Origin of the sequence: Allobosea sp. (genome assembly GCF_030694325.1) — a bacterium.
In the GTDB taxonomy this organism is placed as follows: Bacteria; Pseudomonadota; Alphaproteobacteria; order Rhizobiales; family Beijerinckiaceae; genus Allobosea.
The window spans coordinates 1-16,572 of sequence record NZ_JAUXYO010000154.1 but is presented as its reverse complement, the minus strand read 5'-3'; the positions used below and the strand labels follow the sequence as shown (position 1 = coordinate 16,572).

Below are 16,572 nucleotides of genomic sequence, written 5' to 3'. Positions count from 1 at the left end.
TGGCGCTGTTGGTGAAGCCGGCAAAGACCTTGTCTTTCCACTGCTGGCTGAACCAGGGCTTGCTGGAGGCGTCGGCGAACTTTTTGAACTGCCAGGAGACGTTGCCCATATAGGTCGGCGAGCCGAACACGATGCCGTCCGCCGTCTTCAGCGTCGCCCAGGCGGCCTCGGGCAGATTGCCGTCGGCATCGATCGCGAGCAGATCGACGCTGACGCCGGTGCCGCGCGCGCCTTTGGCGACATGCTCGGCGACCTTGGCCGTGTGGCCATAGCCCGAATGGAAAACGATGGCGATCTGGGTCATGCGGTGCCTCCTGAAGAACGGTCCGTAGGGTCCCGTGAAGATGTTGCAGCGCAGAGAAGGCTTCAATGGCCGAGCGATTGCAGCAGTGCAGGCTCGGGATGGCGCCGGCGCAATGCCGGCCGCAGTTCAGCCCAGCGGGTGGATGAAGACGATGTTGTCGTCGAGCGAGCGGCCGGTCTCACGCCAGCCATGCCGGCGATAGAAGCGCTCGGCCCTCGTACCGGCACCGGTGGTGAGGTGGGCCTGGACGATGCCCGCAGCGGTCAACGCGGCGAGCGCAGCATCGAGCAGCGCCCGGCCATGACCTCGCCCCTCATGTGCCGGATCGACGAACAGCGCCCAGATCAGCCCCGTCTGGGGGTTGGCGCAGGTGAAGCCGGCGATCTCGCCATCGGCTTCCGACACCAGGAAGATCGCCTGCTCGCGATACCAGGCGACCTCGGCGTCAGTCACCCGCGACGGGTCCGACAGCACGTTCTCGCGCACATCCATGCGGATCGCATGGATACGTGGCTGGTCGGCTGGTGTCGCCTTGCGGATCACGGGTGAGGCGGCGGTCATCAGCGCTTGCGCACGAACTCGGTGCGCAGAACGAGGCCGCGGATCGTCTCGTGCCGGCAGTCGATTTCCTCGGGATCGTCGGTCAGGCGGATCGAGCGGATCACCGTGCCCTGCTTCAGGGTCTGGCCGGCGCCCTTGACCTTGAGGTCCTTGATCAGGACGACGGAATCGCCATCGGCCAGCGTGTTGCCGGCGGCATCGCGCACGACGATGCCGTCCGGCGCGGCCGCCGCGGCCATCTCGGAGGCAGGGCGCCACTCGCCCGTCACCTCGTCATAGACGTAGTCGTCGTCAGCCATGTCCGGTCCGTTCCGTGTCAGAGGAGGGCCAGCAGGCCCTGCGGGGCTATACGCCGCCCCGCCCCCATTCAACAAGGGCAGACTGTGAAACCCGCGACGGCTCGCAGCCCTACTCCGCCGCCTCGAGCCGGTAGCTCGCAGGCTCGTAGTTGAGGATCGGCGACAGCCAGCGCTCGACCTCGTGGATCGGCATGCCCTTGCGCGTGGCGTAATCCTCGACCTGGTCGCGCTCGACCTTGGCGACGCCGAAGTAATAGGCATCGGGATGGGCGAGATAGAGCCCCGACACCGACGAGCCCGGCCACATCGCGAAGCTTTCGGTCAGCTTCACGCCCACGCGCGATTCCGCCTTCAGAAGCTCGAACAGCGTCGCCTTCTCGGTATGGTCGGGCTGGGCCGGATAGCCCGGTGCCGGGCGGATGCCGCGATACTCCTCGCGGATGAGGTCTTCGTTGGCGAGGCTCTCATCGGCCGCATAGCCCCAATAGTCCCGGCGCACCAGCTGGTGCATCCGCTCGGCGAAGGCCTCGGCGAAGCGGTCGGCCAGCGCCTTGACCATGATCGAGCGGTAGTCATCGTTGTCGCGGGCGAACTTCTCGGAGATGCGCTCCTCCTCCGCGCCGGCCGTCACCACGAAGCCGCCGACATAATCGGGCCGCTCGATGCCTTCGGGCGCGACGAAATCGGACAGGCACATATTCGGCTTGCCGTCGCGCTTCGAGAGCTGCTGGCGCAGGCCGTGCAGCGTCGCCAGCCGTTCCGCCCGGCTCTCGCCGGTGTAGAGGGCGATGTCGTCGCCCACCGCATTGGCGGGCCAGAAGCCGATCACCGCCTTCGGGTTGAACCAGCGCTCCTCGACCACGCGCTTCAGCATCGCCTGCGCATCGTCCCAGAGCGCACGCGCCGCCGGGCCCTGTTTCTCGTCCTCGAGAATGGCCGGGAAGCGCCCCTTCATCTCCCAGGTCTGGAAGAACGGGGTCCAGTCGATCAGCGGCACCAGATCGGCGAGATCATAGGTGCGGAAGGTCCGCGTCCCCAGGAAGCTGGGCTTCGGCGGGGCATAGTTCGACCAATCGGCCTTGAAGGCGTTGGCGCGGGCCTTGGCCAGCGGCAGCCGCTGCTTGTCGGCCTCCGAGCGGCGATGCGCGGCCGAGACCTTGGCGTATTCGCTGCGGATCCCCTCGACATAAGCCGGCTTCTGGTCCTGCGAGAGCAGGCTCGACACCACGCCGACGGCGCGGGAGGCGTCGGTCACATAGACCGTCTGGCCTTTCTCATAGGCCGGGTGGATCTTGACCGCCGTATGGACGCGGCTCGTCGTCGCGCCACCGATCAGCAGCGGAATGTCGAAGCCCTCGCGCTCCATCTCGGAGGCAACCGTCACCATCTCGTCGAGCGAGGGCGTGATCAGCCCCGACAGCCCGATGATGTCGACCTTCTCCTTGCGCGCGACGTCGAGGATCTTCTGCGTCGGCACCATCACGCCGAGATCGATGACCTCGTAATTGTTGCACTGCAGCACGACGCCGACGATGTTCTTGCCGATGTCGTGGACATCGCCCTTCACCGTCGCCATCAGCACCTTGCCGGCGGCCGAGCGCTGCGAACCGCCGTTCAGGCGCTTCTCCTCCTCCATGAAGGGCATCAGATAGGCGACCGCCTGCTTCATCACGCGGGCCGACTTCACCACCTGAGGCAGGAACATCTTGCCGGCGCCGAACAGGTCGCCGACGACGTTCATGCCGGCCATCAGCGGCCCTTCGATCACATGCAGCGGCTTGTCCGCCTGCTGGCGCGCCTCCTCGACATCGACGTCGATGAAGGCGGTGATGCCGTTGACGAGCGCATATTCCAGCCGCTTCTCGACCGGGTTCTCGCGCCAGGCCATGTCCTTGCCGGAGAAGGACACCGAGCCGTCGCCCTTGAAGCGCGGCGCCGCGTCGAGCAGCCGCTCGGTCGCGTCCTTGCGGCGGTTGAGGACGACATCCTCGCAGAGTTCGCGCAGCTCGGGATCGAGATCGTCATAGGAGCCGAGCTGGCCCGCATTGACGATGCCCATATCCATACCGACCTTGATGGCGTGGTAGAGGAAGACCGAGTGCATCGCCTCGCGGACCTTTTCGTTGCCGCGGAACGAGAAGGACAGGTTCGAGACGCCGCCCGAGATATGGGCGTGCGGCAGGGTCTCGCGGATCGTCTTGGTCGCCTGGATAAAGTCGTTGCCGTAGTTGTCGTGCTCCTCGATGCCCGTCGCCACGGCGAAGACGTTGGGGTCGAAGATGATGTCCTCGGGCGGGAAGCCGATCTCCTCCGTCAGCAGCTTGTAGGCGCGCGTGCAGATCTCGATCTTGCGGGCGTAGGTGTCGGCCTGGCCGGTCTCGTCGAAGGCCATCACCACCACGGCCGCCCCGTAGTTGCGGCAGATCCGGGCCTGCTCGAGGAAGGCCGCCTCGCCCTCCTTCATCGAGATGGAGTTGACGATCGGCTTGCCCTGGATCGTCTTCAGGCCGGCCTCGATCACGGGGAATTTCGAGGAATCAACCATGATCGGGACGCGGCTGATGTCAGGCTCCGAGGCGATCAGGTTGCAGAACTCGGTCATCGCCGCCTGCGAATCCAGCAGGCCTTCATCCATGTTGATGTCGATCACCTGCGCGCCATTCGCGACCTGGTCGCGGGCGACGTCGAGCGCCGCGGCATAGTCGCCATTGGTGATGAGCTTCCGGAACTTGGCCGAACCGGTGACGTTGGTGCGCTCGCCGACATTGACGAAGGGGATCGTCTCGTCGAGCGTGAACGGCTCCAGCCCCGCCAGCCGCAGATAGCGCTTGATCTCCGGCACCTGGCGCGGCGCCTTGCCGGCCACCGCCTGCGCGATCGCCGCGATATGGCCGGGCGTCGTGCCGCAGCAGCCGCCGACCACGTTGACCAGCCCCGCATCGGCGAACTCGGCCAGCATCGCCGCGGTCGCCTCGGGGCTCTCGTCATACATCCCGAATTCGTTGGGCAGGCCGGCATTGGGATAGGCGCAGACCAGCGTGTCGGCGACGCGCGACAGATCCTTGATGTGGGCGCGCATCTCGCGCGCACCGAGCGCGCAGTTGAGGCCGATCGTCAGCGGCGCGGCATGACGCACCGCGTTCCAGAAGGCTTCCGTCGTCTGGCCCGACAGGGTGCGCCCAGACAGGTCGGTGATCGTGCCGGAGATCATCACCGGCAGACGGATGCCACGCTCGCGGTAGACGTTCTCGATCGCGACGATCGCCGCCTTGGCGTTGAGCGTGTCGAAGATCGTCTCGACGAGGATGATCTCGGACCCGCCGTCGATCAGTCCGCGCACCTGCTCGGCATAGGAGTCTCGTACCTGGTCGAAGGTCACCGCGCGGAAGCCGGGGTTGTTGACGTCCGGCGAGATCGACAGCGTGCGGTTGGTCGGGCCGATGGCGCCAGCGACATAGCGGCGGCGCCCATCCGCCTTCTGGGCGATCGCCGCCGCCTCGCGCGCCAGCCGCGCCGACACCACGTTCAGCTCATAGGCCAGCGCCTCCATGCCGTAATCGGCCTGGGCGATCTGGGTCGAGGAGAAGGTGTTGGTCTCGACAATGTCGGCCCCCGCCGTGAAATAGGCGAGGTGGATGTCGCGGATCGCGTCCGGCTGGGTCAGCACGAGCAGGTCGTTGTTGCCCTTGAGGTCGTGGTTCCAACCCTTGAAGCGCTCGCCGCGGAAATCCGCTTCGGAGAACTTCTGGTTCTGGATCTGCGTCCCCATCGCGCCGTCGAGCACGAGAATGCGTTCGGACGCCGACTGGCGCAGCGCGCGCTCGATCTCGGCACCGTCGACGGGGGTGGGCTGGAAGTCTGACATGGTCACGCTTTCATCGAACCCGGATCAGCTCGTATTCGTCAGCCCTCATCCTGAGGAGCGCTCATAGAGCGCGTCTCGAAGGATGCTCCAGATGGTTCCGGAGCCTCCTGAAGCATCCTTCGAGACGCCGCCGTCGGCGGCTCCTCAGGATGAGGGCTCGTCAATTCACTCCGCCGCAGCCGCCTGCGCCTCGCCACGCTCCGGCTTGACCCCGGCGAGATGGCAGATCGCATAGACCAGATCGGCTTTATTCATCGTGTAGAAATGCAGGTCGCCGACGCCGCGGTCGATCAGGTCCAGCACCTGCTCGGCGCAGACGGCCGCCGCGACGAGGCGGCGCGTCGCGGCGTCCTCCTCCAGCCCCTCGAAGCGGTCGGCCAGCCATTGCGGCACGCTCGCCCCGGTCTTGCGGGCGAAATTGGCGGTCTGCTTGAAATTCTGCACGGGCACGATGCCCGGCAGGACGGGTATGTCGATCCCGGCGGCGCGCACCTTGTCGAGATAGCGGAAATAGACGTCGTTATCGAAGAAGAACTGGGTGATCGCGCGCGTCGCACCCGCATCGACCTTCTTCTTCAGCGCATCGATGTCGGCCTCCAGCGAGGCGGCTTCCGGATGCTTCTCCGGATAGGCCGAGACCGTGACCTCGAAATCACCGATCCGCTTCAGGCCCGCCACCAGATCCGAGGTCTGATGATAGCCTTCCGGATGCGGCTCATAGACCGTGCCGAGCCCGCCGGCGGGATCGCCGCGCAGCGCCACGACATGGCGCACGCCGGCATCCCAATAGCCGCGGATGACCTCGTCGACCTCGTCGCGGGAGGCGGAGACGCAGGTGAGATGCGCCGCCGGCTTCAGCGCGGTCTCCTCGACCATGCGCTTGACGGTGGCGTGGGTGCGCTCGCGCGTCGAACCGCCGGCGCCATAGGTCACCGAGACGAAGGACGGCGCCAGCGGCTCGAGCCGGCGCACGCTCTCCCAGAGCGAGACCTCCATCTCGGCCGTCTTGGGCGGGAAGAATTCGAACGAGATCTTCGGGCGGCGGGAGCCATGCCGGCTGGGGCGGAACGCGTTCATCAGGCTACCTCTAGATTGGTCTGTCGCGGCATCGGGTCGGATTGCACACGCCGGTCGCAGCCTCGCCAGAGCATCACGGGCAACTGGCCCGAGCCGCCCCCGGCGAGCTTGATTTCCTCGGACAGATCGCAGGCCAGGCCACTCTCCGCGAACCAGCCGGCGATCTGCGCCCGCGAGAAGCCGAGCCGGCGATGGGCGTGCTCGGTCCGCAGGAATTCCATCTCGTGCGGCGCGAAATCGACGACGATCAGCCGCCCGCCGGGGGCCAGCATCGCAGCCGCCTCGCGCACGGCGCGGCCGGGATCGTCCAGGAAGTGCAGCACCTGATGGATCACCACGAGGTCGAAGCTGCCCCGCGGGAACGGCAAGGCGTAGATGTCGCCCTGTCGCAGCTCGACCCGCGCCAGGCCCGCCTTTTCGAGATTGGCCCGCGCCACGGCGAGCATGGCATGGTTGGCGTCGACGCCCACCGCCCGCCCGAACTTCGGCGCGATGCGCTCCAGCATCCGCCCCGTGCCGGTGCCGAGATCGAGCAGGCTTCCGGGCGTGCCCTTGCCGACGGCGGCCTCGACGGCGGCCTCGACCGCTTCGTCCGGCACATGCAGCGAGCGCAGCCGGTCCCAGTCGCGCGCCACGCTGGCGAAATAGGATTGCGCGGCCTCCGCCCGCGTGCCGCGAACCGCAGCCAGCCGTTCGCGATCGGCCGCCAGCACCGGGTCAGACCGGTCGAGCCAGGCGGCGAGCGAGGCGGCGAAGGCCCCGCCGGTGCCGGTTTCGTCCAGGCGGAAGAACGCCCAGGCCCCCTCGCGCGAGCGGCGCACCAGCCCCGCCTCTGTCAGCAACTTGAGATGGCGCGAAATGCGCGGCTGCGACTGCCCGAGGATGTCGGTCAGGTCGGAGACCGACAACTCGCCTTCCGACAGCAGCGCCAGAATGCGCAGCCGTGTCTCCTCCCCCGCGGCGCGCAGCGCGGCGAGCAGAACGTCGGAAGCGAGCGTGGTCGGCAGGCGCAAACGGTAACTCCACAACGGCAATCAAAAAGATATAAAGATATGTTTATGTCACTCGCCGACTGGGCGCAAGTTCAATCTGAGCAGGAGCCCTCACTCGTCATCCGCCGCAGGGCCTCGAACAGCCGCGGGTCATCCGATTGCGCCACGTTGAAGCGCATGAAGCCGGCTGCACTCTGGGACAGGCTGTAGACATTGCCGGGCGCCAGAACGATGTCTTTCGCCAAAAGCCGCTGCGCGATGGCCGCCGAATCCAGCCCCTGGGGCAGGCGGCACCACAGGAACATGCCGCCCCGCGGCTCGAGCCAGGGCTCGATGCCGATCGCCCGCAGCCGCGCCGCGGTCTCGCCCATGGCCCGCGCCAAACGCACCCGCAGCCCGTCCATGTGCCGGCGATAGCTGCCATCCGTCAGCACGGCCAGCACCAGCTCCGCGGCCAGCCGCCCCGTCCCGAAGGAGGCGGCGATCTTCAAATCGATCAGCCCTTCGACCCAGTCCCGCCGGGCCGCGATGTAGCCGCACCGCACCGAGGCCGAAAGCGATTTCGAGAAGCTGCCGATCTGGACGACACGCTCCAGCCCGTCGAAGGCAGCCAGACGCGGCGCCGGTTCCGGTTCGAAATCGGCGAAGATGTCGTCCTCGACGATGGCCAGCCCCGACGTCTCGGACAGCTTGAGCAGACGGTGCGCGATGACCGGCGAGAGGCTCGCCCCGGTCGGGTTGTGCAGGCCCGAATTGGTCACGTAGAGCCGCGGCTGGTGCTCGACCAGAATCTGCTCGAACGCCGCAAGATCGGGACCGCTGGGCCCATAGGGCACGCCGACGATCCGTACGCGATGGGCCCGCAGCAGGGCATGAAAGTTGAAATAGCAGGGATCGTCGACCAGCACGGTATCGCCGGGCTCGACCAGCAGGCTGCAGACGAGATCGAGTGCCTGCGTGCCGGATTCGGTCAGCAGGATCTGGTCGGGAGCGGCTTCGACACCATGGCCCCCCAGCCGGCGCGACAGCAGCCGCCGCAGCGGCGCGAGCCCCAGCGGCGTGCCGTAATCCGCGAGAGTCTCGGCCGGGGCGCGGGAGAGCGCACGCAACGCCCGGCGCAGGCTCTCCTGAGGCAGCCAGTCCGCCGGCAGCCAGCCGCAGCCTGGCTTGAGCACAGCCCCACCCGCATCGAGCGACTGCCGCGAGACCCAGAACGGATCGACCTCCCGCTCCAGTCGCGGCCCGAGATCGGCCGGCGAAAACGGCGGCGCATGGCCGGCGACATAGAACCCCGAGCCGCGGCGGGCCTCGATGACCCCTTCCGCCACGAGCCTGTCATAGGCCTCCACGACCGTGGACTTCGACACCGCCATCGTCCCGGCCAGCGCCCGGATCGACGGCAGACGCGCGCCTGGCGCCAGCATCCGGCCGGCGATGCGCTGCCGGATGGTCGCCATCACGGCCCCAACCCGGGTGCCATCCGACCGTGCGAGCGCGCGCAGCGTTTCGCTCTGTCCTGATCCTGTCATCAGGACAGTTTGCCAGAATTGTACTGCTCTGTCTCTGGCGAAACTGCCGCCGCACCGGCCTTCTGCCGTCACCTTCGCGATCGGAACTCGCCATGCTCGACGACAGGACCAGCGGCTGGATCAACGGCCTGCTCGGAGTGGTGATCTTCGCCGGCTCGCTGCCGGCGACGCGGGTCGCGGTCGCCGATTTCGACCCGGTCTTCCTGACGCTGGCCCGCGCCGCCATCGCAGGCCTCCTCGGACTCGCCCTGCTGCTTCTCTTTCGCGAGAAGCGGCCGCTGCGGGCCGACCTGCTGCCGCTGCTGGTCGTCTCGCTCTGCGTCGTGATCGGGTTTCCGCTGCTGACCGCGCTGGCACTGCGGCATGTCACGGCGGCACACTCGATCGTCTTCATCGGACTGCTGCCGCTCGCGACCGCGCTCTTCGGCGTCTTGCGCGGCGGCGAGCGACCCCGCCCGGCCTTCTGGCTGCTGTCGGGCCTCGGCAGCGCGCTGGTCGTCGGCTTCGCCCTGACACAGGGCTTCGCCGCCGCACCGACGGGAGACCTGCTGATGCTGGCGGCGATCGTGGTCTGCGGGCTCGGCTATGCCGAGGGCGCGCGGCTCTCGCGCCGTCTCGGCGGCTGGCAGGTGATTTCCTGGGCACTGCTGCTGGCGCTTCCCGTAACGGCGGCCGCCGCACTCGTGCTGCGCCCCAACGATCTGGCGGCGACGGGCACGCCCGCCTGGCTGGGCCTCGCCTATGTCTCGCTCTTCAGCATGCTGATCGGCTTCGTCTTCTGGTATCGCGGGCTCGCCCAGGGCGGCATCGCGGCCGTCGGGCAGTTGCAGTTGCTGCAGCCCTTCTTCGGCCTCGCGCTGGCCGGCCTGCTGCTCGGCGAGGCGGTGACCTGGCCGATGCTCGCCGCTTCGGCCGCCGTAGCGGCCTGCGTCGCAGCGGCACGCCGCTTCGCCCGCTAGCGCGTGGCGCCCTTTACCGTCACCGGCGGGATGACAACGACGGCATCGCCCACCGCGACGGTGCCTGGCAGATCGACGCTCAGCACCAGCCCGCGCAGCCCCGCCGCCGCCCCCACGAAGCGAAACAGCAGTTCTGAGCGCCCGGCGGCCGCCGCCACCGCCGCGCCCGCGCGCCGGCAGGGCAGGTTGTAGGCCTCGACCCGCAGCACCGCGCCACCGTCGAAACGGCCCTTTCCACCCCAGCCCCCGCCGATCGCGAGACGGCTGCCCGGAGCCAGTCCGGACAAGCCTGCCAATCCATCGATCAACAGATTGCCGCCCAGCCATTGCGGCGGAAGCACGGGCAGGTCGAGCCCGCGGGCGATGGCAGCGAGTTCGGTGGGGCAGAGCGCCGACACCTGCCTGTCGTTGCGAAGGGTCAGGCCACGCGGCAGCCAGGGCTCGCGCGGCCCTGAACGACGGGTCAGCCCGGCATGAAGATCGCCGCGAATGCCGGCCTCGTCGAGAACCAGCGTCTCGACGGCCTGCGTCACGACCGCATGCCGCGACGATGAGAGACCCGTCGCGGCGAAAACGCCTGCGACGCTGCCGATGGGACGCGCTTTTGTCACGCTGGCGGCATGCTGTCCGCCACCGTCAGTGTCAACCGGTCTGGCCGCTCACATCACTTGCAGCGAGCCCGCCGCCGTCTTGCCGCGTTCGGTCTTGAGTTCGAACGAGACTTTCTGACCCTCGGTCAGCGTCATCAGCCCCGCTTCCTTAACGGCAGTAATGTGCACGAACACATCCTTTCCGCCATCCGCAGGCTGAATGAAGCCAAAGCCTTTCTCAGTATTGAACCACTTGACGGTCCCGGTCGCCATCGCCGCATCCTTTGAAGCCAAAGCGTCGCCGCGGCCAGCAGATGCATGTCCCACGATAGCCGCAGAACGGAGGATTGACCGAAAAAGATTGCTTGTCGAGAGCAAAGCGCGGGCGGCTAAAGCCTCTGTGATCAAGACTTAGTCAACATCACCTGCGTCATGACCGAGGTTTGCGAAGAGCCACCTAGATATATCTCGACCAGGCCGGGCTCGACGACGTAGCGGCCCGCATCGTCATGGGCCCCGAGGCGGCTGCCGTCGAGGCGGAAGGTCACCGTGCGGGTCTCGCCGGCACGCAGCATCGGCTTGTCGAACGCCTTGAGCTGGCGCACCGGCCGGGAGCGGCTCGCGACCGGCTGGCGGACATAGAGCTGCACCACCTCCTGCCCGTCTCGCAGGCCCGTGTTGGTCACGTCGACCAAGACCTCGACGGACCCGTCCAGCCTCAGGCTCGGCTTCGAGACCCGCGCATTGGCATAGCTGAAGCGGGTGTAGGAGAGGCCGTGACCGAAGGGATAGAGCGGCTCGTTGGCCTCATCCATGAAGATGGATTCATAGCGCTGGCGGATCTTCTGCGGCCGCCCCGTGGGCAGGTGATCGTAATAGACCGGGATCTGCCCGACCGAGCGCGGGAAGCTCATCGGCACCCGGCCGGAAGGGTTGACCTTGCCGGTCAGGATGTCGGCGATGGCCGTGCGCCCCTCCGTCCCGCCATGGAAGGTCTGCAGGATGGCCGCGACATGGGCATCGGCCCAGGTCAAGACGAGCGGGCGCCCGGTCGCCAGAACCAGCACGACCGGCTTGCCGGTGGCCACCAGCGCTTCCAGCAAAGGCTGCTGCACGCCCGGCAGATCGAGCCGGGTGCGCGAGGCGCCCTCCCCCATGAACTCGCAGTCCTCGCCGAGCATGGCCACGATCAGATCGCTGGCCGCCGCGGCCCGGATCGCGGCCTCTTTGTCGGCGAACTCCGTGCCGCAGGCCTTGGTGAAGGCCGGCTCGTAGGTGACCGAGACATCCGCCAGCAGGCGCTCCTTCAGCGCCTCGGGCAGGGGCTGCACGACCCGCCGGCCGAGGCCGGCCGGGTCCGTCCAGACCCGCTCGTCCTCGGGCCGCGCCATCGCCCCGATCACCGCGACGGACTTCACCGAAGGCCGGATCGGCAGGATGTCGCCCGCATTCTTGAGCAGCATCGCGCCTTCCTGCGCGGCCCGCAGCGCCACGCGGCGCGCATCTTCCGTCTGCATCAGCGCCGGCGCGGCAGCGGGGTCGACATCGGGTTTGTCGAACAGGCCGAGATGGAACTTGACCCGCAGCACCCGCCGCACGGCCTCGTCCAGCGCCTTCACCGGCACGCGCCCGGCCCGGACCTCTGCAGCGAGGTGCTTGTGATAGACGTCGCCCATCATGTCCATGTCGATGCCCGCCAGCAGCGCCTTGCGCGCGGCCTCCGCGTCGTCCCGGGCGATGCCGTGCAGGCGCAGCTCGGTGATCGAGCCGAAATCCGAGGTGACGAAGCCGCGGAAGCCCCATTGTCCGCGCAGCAGGTCCGTCAGCATGCCCCTGTGGGCGGTGGCCGGCATGCCGTTCAGGGCGTTGAAGGCCGCCATCGCGGTCATCGAGCCCGCATCGAAGGAGGCTTTGAAGGGCGGCAGATGCAGGTCGAAGAGCTGACTGGTCGGGATCCAGGTCGAGTTGTAGTCGCGCCCGGCCTCGCCCGCGCCATAGCCGACGAAGTGCTTGACCGAGGTCGCGACGCCGCCGCGCTGGTAGCCGCGCGTGCGCGCCGCCGCCACGACCGAGGCCAGATGCACGTCCTCGCCCGCGCCTTCGAGCACGCGGCCCCAGCGTGGGTCGCGCGACATGTCGACCATCGGCGCGAAGGTCCAGTTGATGCCGGCGGCGGAAGCCTCGCGCCCGGTCCAGTAGGCGGCCTCTTCGATCAGCGCCGGGTTCCAGCTCGCGGCCTGGCCGAGCGGCAGGGGGAAATAGGTCGAGAAGCCGTGGACGGCATCGAGCCCGATGATCAGCGGAATCTTGAGACGGCTCTCGCGCACCGCCTTCTGCACCGCCAGCACCTCGGCCGGCACGACGAAGTTCATTACCGCGCCCATGCGACCGGCCTTGACCTGAGCGATGTCGAAGCCGTCGCCGCGCCCCGACAGATGCAGCTGGCCGACCTTCTCCTCCAGCGTCATCCGCGCCAGCAGCGCGTCGATCCGCCGCTCGATCGCGGCAGCCTCGCGGCCGGTCTTCCAGCCGACCTCCTGCGCGGTCAGGGTGAGCGGCACCAGGCTGGCGAAGGCGCACAAGGCGAGACGTATCAGATGGTTCACGGTTTTGCGTTCCGACTTCGATGCGCCCGGACTACAGGAAGCATGAAGGCGGCTCAACGCATGCGCTCGCGGCATCGGCCGATCCCGGCGCGACCCCGGCGCCGCATGGCGCCGGGGTGATGGTGACGGGCCCGCCCCCGCAGGGTCGAGACGCGCGGTGTCAGAGCTTCGCCGCGGGCGTCGCGTAGATGATCTTCCAGTTGCGTTCGCCCCGATCGATGACCGCCGCCGGATCCTTCAGAAAGAGATCCTTGTGCGCAGCCTCGGTGCTGTTGAGGTAGAGCTGGCCGTCGACGACCGCGAAGAGATGCGGCTGGGTCGAAACCTTCTTGCCCTTGCTCGCCCCAGCCGAGCACCAGCCGCCATAGGCCGGCGCGAACTTGGCCGGATTGGCGGCGAAGAGATCACGGTTGGCCGCGGAGGCGAACTGCCAGGTGACGCCCTGATATTCCGCCTTGAACTGGCTCGAACCGGGTGTCGGCTTGCCTAGCGTGTGATAGGCGACGGCGTCGTAGCCGCTGATCGCAGGGCCGCCGTCCTTGAGGAAGTGCTCGTCCGCCGCCTGCACGGCGAAAGACATCAGGATTGCGGCCGAGGCTGCAGCGAAACGTACGGACATCCGCTTGCCGATGCGCAGAACAGACATTGTCATCCTCCGATGTTGGTCTTTCCAGCTTCCGTCCTGGTGGAGGAAGCACCGTGCCCCGTCGGTCGCGGCTGTCAGGCAATTCGGCGCCTGTTCCGTCCCGGGTACATCACGCTCACGCGACGAGGCCGTGATCGGCCTGCCCCCTCCCCGGCTGGGCTGGCACGGGATTCTCATCAGCGGCTGCCAGCGAGCCTCATGGGTCGCTCCGACCCTGCAGGAGGGCTCATGACCCCATCGACAGCCACCCGCTCCCCAGCTGACACCTCGTCGACGGAGCGGCACCGGCTCTATGAAGACGCGCTGGCGATCCTGCTCGGCACGCTGATGGTCTCGATCGGCATCGCCCTCTTCGCCAAGGCGACGATCATGACCGGGGGCGCCGCAGGGCTTGCTTTGCTGCTGCAATATGCGACCGGGCTGCATTTCGGCCTGCTCTTCTCGGCGGTCAACCTGCCCTTCTACTGGCTCGCCTTCCGCCGCATGGGCCTGCCCTTCACTCTGCGTACCTTCGTCGCAGTCGGGCTCGTTTCGCTGCTGGTCCAGGCGACGCCGCTCTGGCTCGACATCGCCAGCGTCCAGCCGCTCTATGCCGCGCTGGCCGGCGGCAGCATCATGGGGCTGGGGCTTCTGGCGCTCGCCCGCCACCGCACCGCGATCGGCGGCGTCAACATTCTCGCGCTCTATCTGCAGGAGAAGCGCGGCTGGCGCGCCGGCTGGGTGCAACTCGCGATCGATGCGGCGATCTTCGCCGGTGCGGCCTTCGTCCTGCCGCCCGACCGGCTCGCGATCTCGCTGATCGGCACGCTCGTCCTTAACGCGGTGCTGGGCATGAACCACAAGCCGGGGCGCTACAGGGGCGTGTCCTGAGCGTCGCAGGGCGCTGGTCTTGCGCCCCGCCGCGGCTCATGCGAGTCACGCCGGCGGTGCCCAAAACGCGACGAGGCTCGACACCATGGCCCAGCCCCTGACGATCGAAGATCTGCGCCTGCTGGCGAAGCGCCGCGTCCCGCGCATGTTCTACGACTACGCCGATTCCGGCGCTTGGACCGAGGGCACCTACCGCGCCAACGAGACCGATTTCGCCAAGGTCAAGCTGCGCCAGCGCGTCGCGGTCGACATGACGAACCGCACGCTGGAATCGACCATGATCGGCGAGAAGGTCGCGATGCCCGTCGCGCTCGCCCCCACCGGCATGACCGGGATGCAGCATCCCGATGGCGAAATCCTGGCCGCGAAGGCCGCCGCCAAGGCGGGCGTGCCCTTCACCCTCTCGACCATGAGCATCTGCTCGATCGAGGACATCGCCAACCATGTCGGCAACCCGTTCTGGTTCCAGCTCTACGTCATGAAGGACCGCGATTTCAGCGCGCGACTGATCGAGCGGGCCAAGCGCGCCGGCGTCTCGGCGCTCGTCCTGACGCTCGACCTGCAGATCCTCGGCCAGCGCCACAAGGACATCCGCAACGGCCTTTCCGCCCCGCCGAAGCCCACGCTCGCCAATCTGATCAATCTCGCGACCAAGCCGCGCTGGTGCCTGAAGATGCTCGACACGCCGCGGCGCAGCTTCGGCAACATCGTCGGCCATGTCTCGGGCGTCGCCGACATGTCCTCCCTCTCCTCCTGGACCGCCGACCAGTTCGACCCGAAGCTCGACTGGGACGACGTCAAGCGGATCAAGGACCAGTGGGGCGGAAAGCTGATCCTGAAGGGCATTCTCGATCCCGAGGATGCCGAGAATGCTGCCCGCAGCGGCGCCGACGCGCTGATCGTCTCCCGCCATGGCGGCAGTCAGCTCGAGGGCGCGCTCTCCTCGATCGAGGCGCTGCCCGCCATCGTCGACCAGGTCGGCGACCGCATCGAGGTGCATCTTGACGGCGGCATCCGCTCGGGCCAGGACATCATCAAGGCGCTGGCGCTCGGCGCGCACGGCACCTATATCGGCCGCGCCTTCCTCTATGGGCTCGGCGCGATGGGCGAGGCCGGCGTCACCCGCTGCCTCGATATCATCCGCAAGGAGCTCGACGTCACCATGGCGCTCTGCGGCCTGCGCGACATCAAGGCGGTCGACGAGAGGATCCTCGTCGGCGGTCGCGAGGGCGCGATACGGCGGCTGGCGGCCGCGATCTGATCCGGAAATGGCTGCGGGGACGCACTGCGCCCCCGCCTCCATCATCGCGTCTGGACTGCTCAGGCCTTCAGGAAGGCGAGCATGTCCCGGTTCAGCCGGTCCTTGTGGGTCTCGGAGAGGCCGTGCGGGGCGCCCTCATAGACCTTCAGGGTCGCGCTCGGCAGCAGCCGCTTGACGGCGCGCGCTGTCGTCTCGATCGGGACGATCTGGTCGTCGTCGCCATGGACGATCAGCGTCGGCCGGTCGACCTTCTTCAGATCCGCAACGAAGTCGGTCTCCGAGAACGCCTTGATCGAGTCGAAGGTGTTCTTGAAGCCGGCCTGCATGCCCTGCGCATACCAGGCCTCGATCGCACCCTGGCTCGCCTTGGCGCCGGGGCGGTTGTAGCCGAAGAAGGGGCCCGACGCGATGTCGCGGAAGAGCTGGCCACGATCGGCGAGGAAGCCCTTGCGGATGCCGTCGAAGACCTCCAGCGGCACGCCATCGGGGTTTGAAGGCTTGCGCAGCATGATCGGCGTCACCGCGGCGATGAAGCCGACCCTGGCGACACGACCGGTGCCGTGGCGGCCGACATAGCGCGCGACCTCGCCGCCGCCGGTCGAAAAGCCGAAGGCCGACACGTTCCTGAGGTCGAGCGCCTCGATCACCTCCGCCAGATCGTCGGCATAGTGGTCCATGTCGTTGCCGTCCCAGGTCTGACTGGAGCGGCCATGGCCGCGCCTGTCATGGCTGATGACGCGGAAGCCGTTGCTGGCGAGGAAGAACGCCTGGTTCTCCCAGCTGTCGGAGGAGAGCGGCCAGCCATGGCTCAGCGTCACCACCGGACCGTCCTTCGGCCCCCAGTCCTTGAAGTAGAGCCGGACGTCTTCGCGGGTCACGACATAGTCGCCATCGACGACCGGCTTGGCTCGGCGGGCCGGCGCCTTCGTGGCGAGGCGCGCCTGGGCGGCGGCTTGGCTTGCCGGCAGGGACACAGCGGTGGCTGTCGCCGCGGCGAGCGCGATTCCGGCCAG

General features: G+C 67.8%; 15 protein-coding genes. 3 read left to right on the top strand and 12 right to left on the bottom strand.

All coding sequences use genetic code 11. The features are described from left to right. The 7 genes from Q8M82_RS09540 to Q8M82_RS09510 all read right to left on the bottom strand — a co-directional run. Nucleotides 1-304, bottom strand: a 304-nt coding sequence (locus Q8M82_RS09540; RefSeq protein WP_305691128.1) for a flavodoxin family protein, incomplete at its 3' end; no start/stop codon positions are given. A gap of 126 nt (nt 305-430) precedes the next feature. Next, entirely contained in the window at nt 431-865 is a 435-nt protein-coding gene (locus Q8M82_RS09535) for a GNAT family N-acetyltransferase (RefSeq protein WP_305691127.1), read from the bottom strand. Beyond that, nucleotides 865-1,164, bottom strand: coding sequence for an alkylphosphonate utilization protein (locus Q8M82_RS09530; protein WP_305691126.1), 300 nt, complete (start codon nt 1,162-1,164; stop codon nt 865-867). Before Q8M82_RS09530 ends, Q8M82_RS09535 begins: the two co-directional genes overlap by 1 nt. A gap of 109 nt (nt 1,165-1,273) precedes the next feature. Then, nucleotides 1,274-5,029, bottom strand: a complete 3,756-nt coding sequence (gene metH, locus Q8M82_RS09525; protein WP_305691125.1) for a methionine synthase — start codon at nt 5,027-5,029, stop codon at nt 1,274-1,276. A 165-nt stretch (nt 5,030-5,194) separates the two neighbouring features. Next, nucleotides 5,195-6,106 carry a methylenetetrahydrofolate reductase [NAD(P)H] gene (gene metF / locus Q8M82_RS09520; RefSeq protein WP_305691124.1) on the bottom strand — a complete coding sequence of 304 codons (912 nt, stop codon included), beginning with the start codon at nt 6,104-6,106 and terminating at the stop codon, nt 5,195-5,197. Beyond that, on the bottom strand, nt 6,106-7,119 hold the full coding sequence (locus Q8M82_RS09515; protein WP_305691123.1) for an ArsR/SmtB family transcription factor: 1,014 nt from the start codon (nt 7,117-7,119) through the stop codon (nt 6,106-6,108). Before Q8M82_RS09515 ends, metF begins: the two co-directional genes overlap by 1 nt. Before the next feature lie 71 nt (nt 7,120-7,190). Next, nucleotides 7,191-8,555: an aminotransferase-like domain-containing protein gene (locus Q8M82_RS09510; RefSeq protein ID WP_305691129.1), complete on the bottom strand. Its 1,365-nt coding sequence runs from the start codon at nt 8,553-8,555 to the stop codon at nt 7,191-7,193. 164 nt (nt 8,556-8,719) lie between these two features. On the opposite strand from Q8M82_RS09510, the gene Q8M82_RS09505 reads away from it, so the two are divergent. Then, the gene (locus tag Q8M82_RS09505; protein WP_305691122.1) at nt 8,720-9,586 is read left to right on the top strand and encodes a DMT family transporter; all 867 of its coding nucleotides are present in this window, start codon (nt 8,720-8,722) and stop codon (nt 9,584-9,586) included. Here the strand turns inward: Q8M82_RS09505 and Q8M82_RS09500 are convergent. The 4 genes from Q8M82_RS09500 to Q8M82_RS09485 form a co-directional block, all read right to left on the bottom strand. Continuing rightward, the gene (locus Q8M82_RS09500) at nt 9,583-10,119 is read right to left on the bottom strand and encodes an MOSC domain-containing protein (RefSeq protein ID WP_305691121.1); all 537 of its coding nucleotides are present in this window, start codon (nt 10,117-10,119) and stop codon (nt 9,583-9,585) included. The genes Q8M82_RS09505 and Q8M82_RS09500 overlap by 4 nt on opposite strands. 126 nt (nt 10,120-10,245) lie before the next feature. After that, nucleotides 10,246-10,449, bottom strand: coding sequence for a cold-shock protein (locus Q8M82_RS09495; protein WP_305691120.1), 204 nt, complete (start codon nt 10,447-10,449; stop codon nt 10,246-10,248). A gap of 131 nt (nt 10,450-10,580) precedes the next feature. Continuing rightward, nucleotides 10,581-12,782, bottom strand: a complete 2,202-nt coding sequence (locus Q8M82_RS09490; RefSeq protein WP_305691119.1) for a glycoside hydrolase family 3 N-terminal domain-containing protein — start codon at nt 12,780-12,782, stop codon at nt 10,581-10,583. Nucleotides 12,783-12,942: 160 nt separating this feature from the next. Further along, on the bottom strand, nt 12,943-13,428 hold the full coding sequence (locus tag Q8M82_RS09485) for a YHS domain-containing (seleno)protein (RefSeq protein ID WP_305691118.1): 486 nt from the start codon (nt 13,426-13,428) through the stop codon (nt 12,943-12,945). A 228-nt stretch (nt 13,429-13,656) separates the two neighbouring features. Between Q8M82_RS09485 and Q8M82_RS09480 the strand changes: the two genes are divergently transcribed. Continuing rightward, entirely contained in the window at nt 13,657-14,298 is a 642-nt protein-coding gene (locus Q8M82_RS09480; protein WP_305691117.1) for a DUF6198 family protein, read from the top strand. A gap of 85 nt (nt 14,299-14,383) precedes the next feature. Beyond that, nucleotides 14,384-15,559: an alpha-hydroxy acid oxidase gene (locus tag Q8M82_RS09475; RefSeq protein WP_305691116.1), complete on the top strand. Its 1,176-nt coding sequence runs from the start codon at nt 14,384-14,386 to the stop codon at nt 15,557-15,559. 59 nt (nt 15,560-15,618) lie between these two features. Here Q8M82_RS09475 and Q8M82_RS09470 read toward each other — a convergent pair. After that, nucleotides 15,619-16,572: alpha/beta fold hydrolase (locus Q8M82_RS09470; RefSeq protein WP_305691115.1), on the bottom strand; the 954-nt coding region annotated here is incomplete at its 5' end.

What these genes read in the sequence shown, in the direction of transcription:
- Q8M82_RS09530 (WP_305691126.1), bottom strand. Translation starts at nt 1,164, where the DNA reads ATGGCTGACGACGACTACGTCTATGACGAGGTGACGGGCGAGTGGCGC.
- Q8M82_RS09510 (WP_305691129.1), bottom strand. Translation starts at nt 8,555, where the DNA reads ATGGCGACCATCCGGCAGCGCATCGCCGGCCGGATGCTGGCGCCAGGC.
- metF (WP_305691124.1), bottom strand. Translation starts at nt 6,106, where the DNA reads ATGAACGCGTTCCGCCCCAGCCGGCATGGCTCCCGCCGCCCGAAGATC.
- Q8M82_RS09505 (WP_305691122.1), top strand. Translation starts at nt 8,720, where the DNA reads ATGCTCGACGACAGGACCAGCGGCTGGATCAACGGCCTGCTCGGAGTG.
- Q8M82_RS09475 (WP_305691116.1), top strand. Translation starts at nt 14,384, where the DNA reads ATGGCCCAGCCCCTGACGATCGAAGATCTGCGCCTGCTGGCGAAGCGC.
- Q8M82_RS09485 (WP_305691118.1), bottom strand. Translation starts at nt 13,428, where the DNA reads ATGTCTGTTCTGCGCATCGGCAAGCGGATGTCCGTACGTTTCGCTGCA.
- metH (WP_305691125.1), bottom strand. Translation starts at nt 5,029, where the DNA reads ATGTCAGACTTCCAGCCCACCCCCGTCGACGGTGCCGAGATCGAGCGC.
- Q8M82_RS09495 (WP_305691120.1), bottom strand. Translation starts at nt 10,449, where the DNA reads ATGGCGACCGGGACCGTCAAGTGGTTCAATACTGAGAAAGGCTTTGGC.
- Q8M82_RS09480 (WP_305691117.1), top strand. Translation starts at nt 13,657, where the DNA reads ATGACCCCATCGACAGCCACCCGCTCCCCAGCTGACACCTCGTCGACG.
- Q8M82_RS09535 (WP_305691127.1), bottom strand. Translation starts at nt 865, where the DNA reads ATGACCGCCGCCTCACCCGTGATCCGCAAGGCGACACCAGCCGACCAG.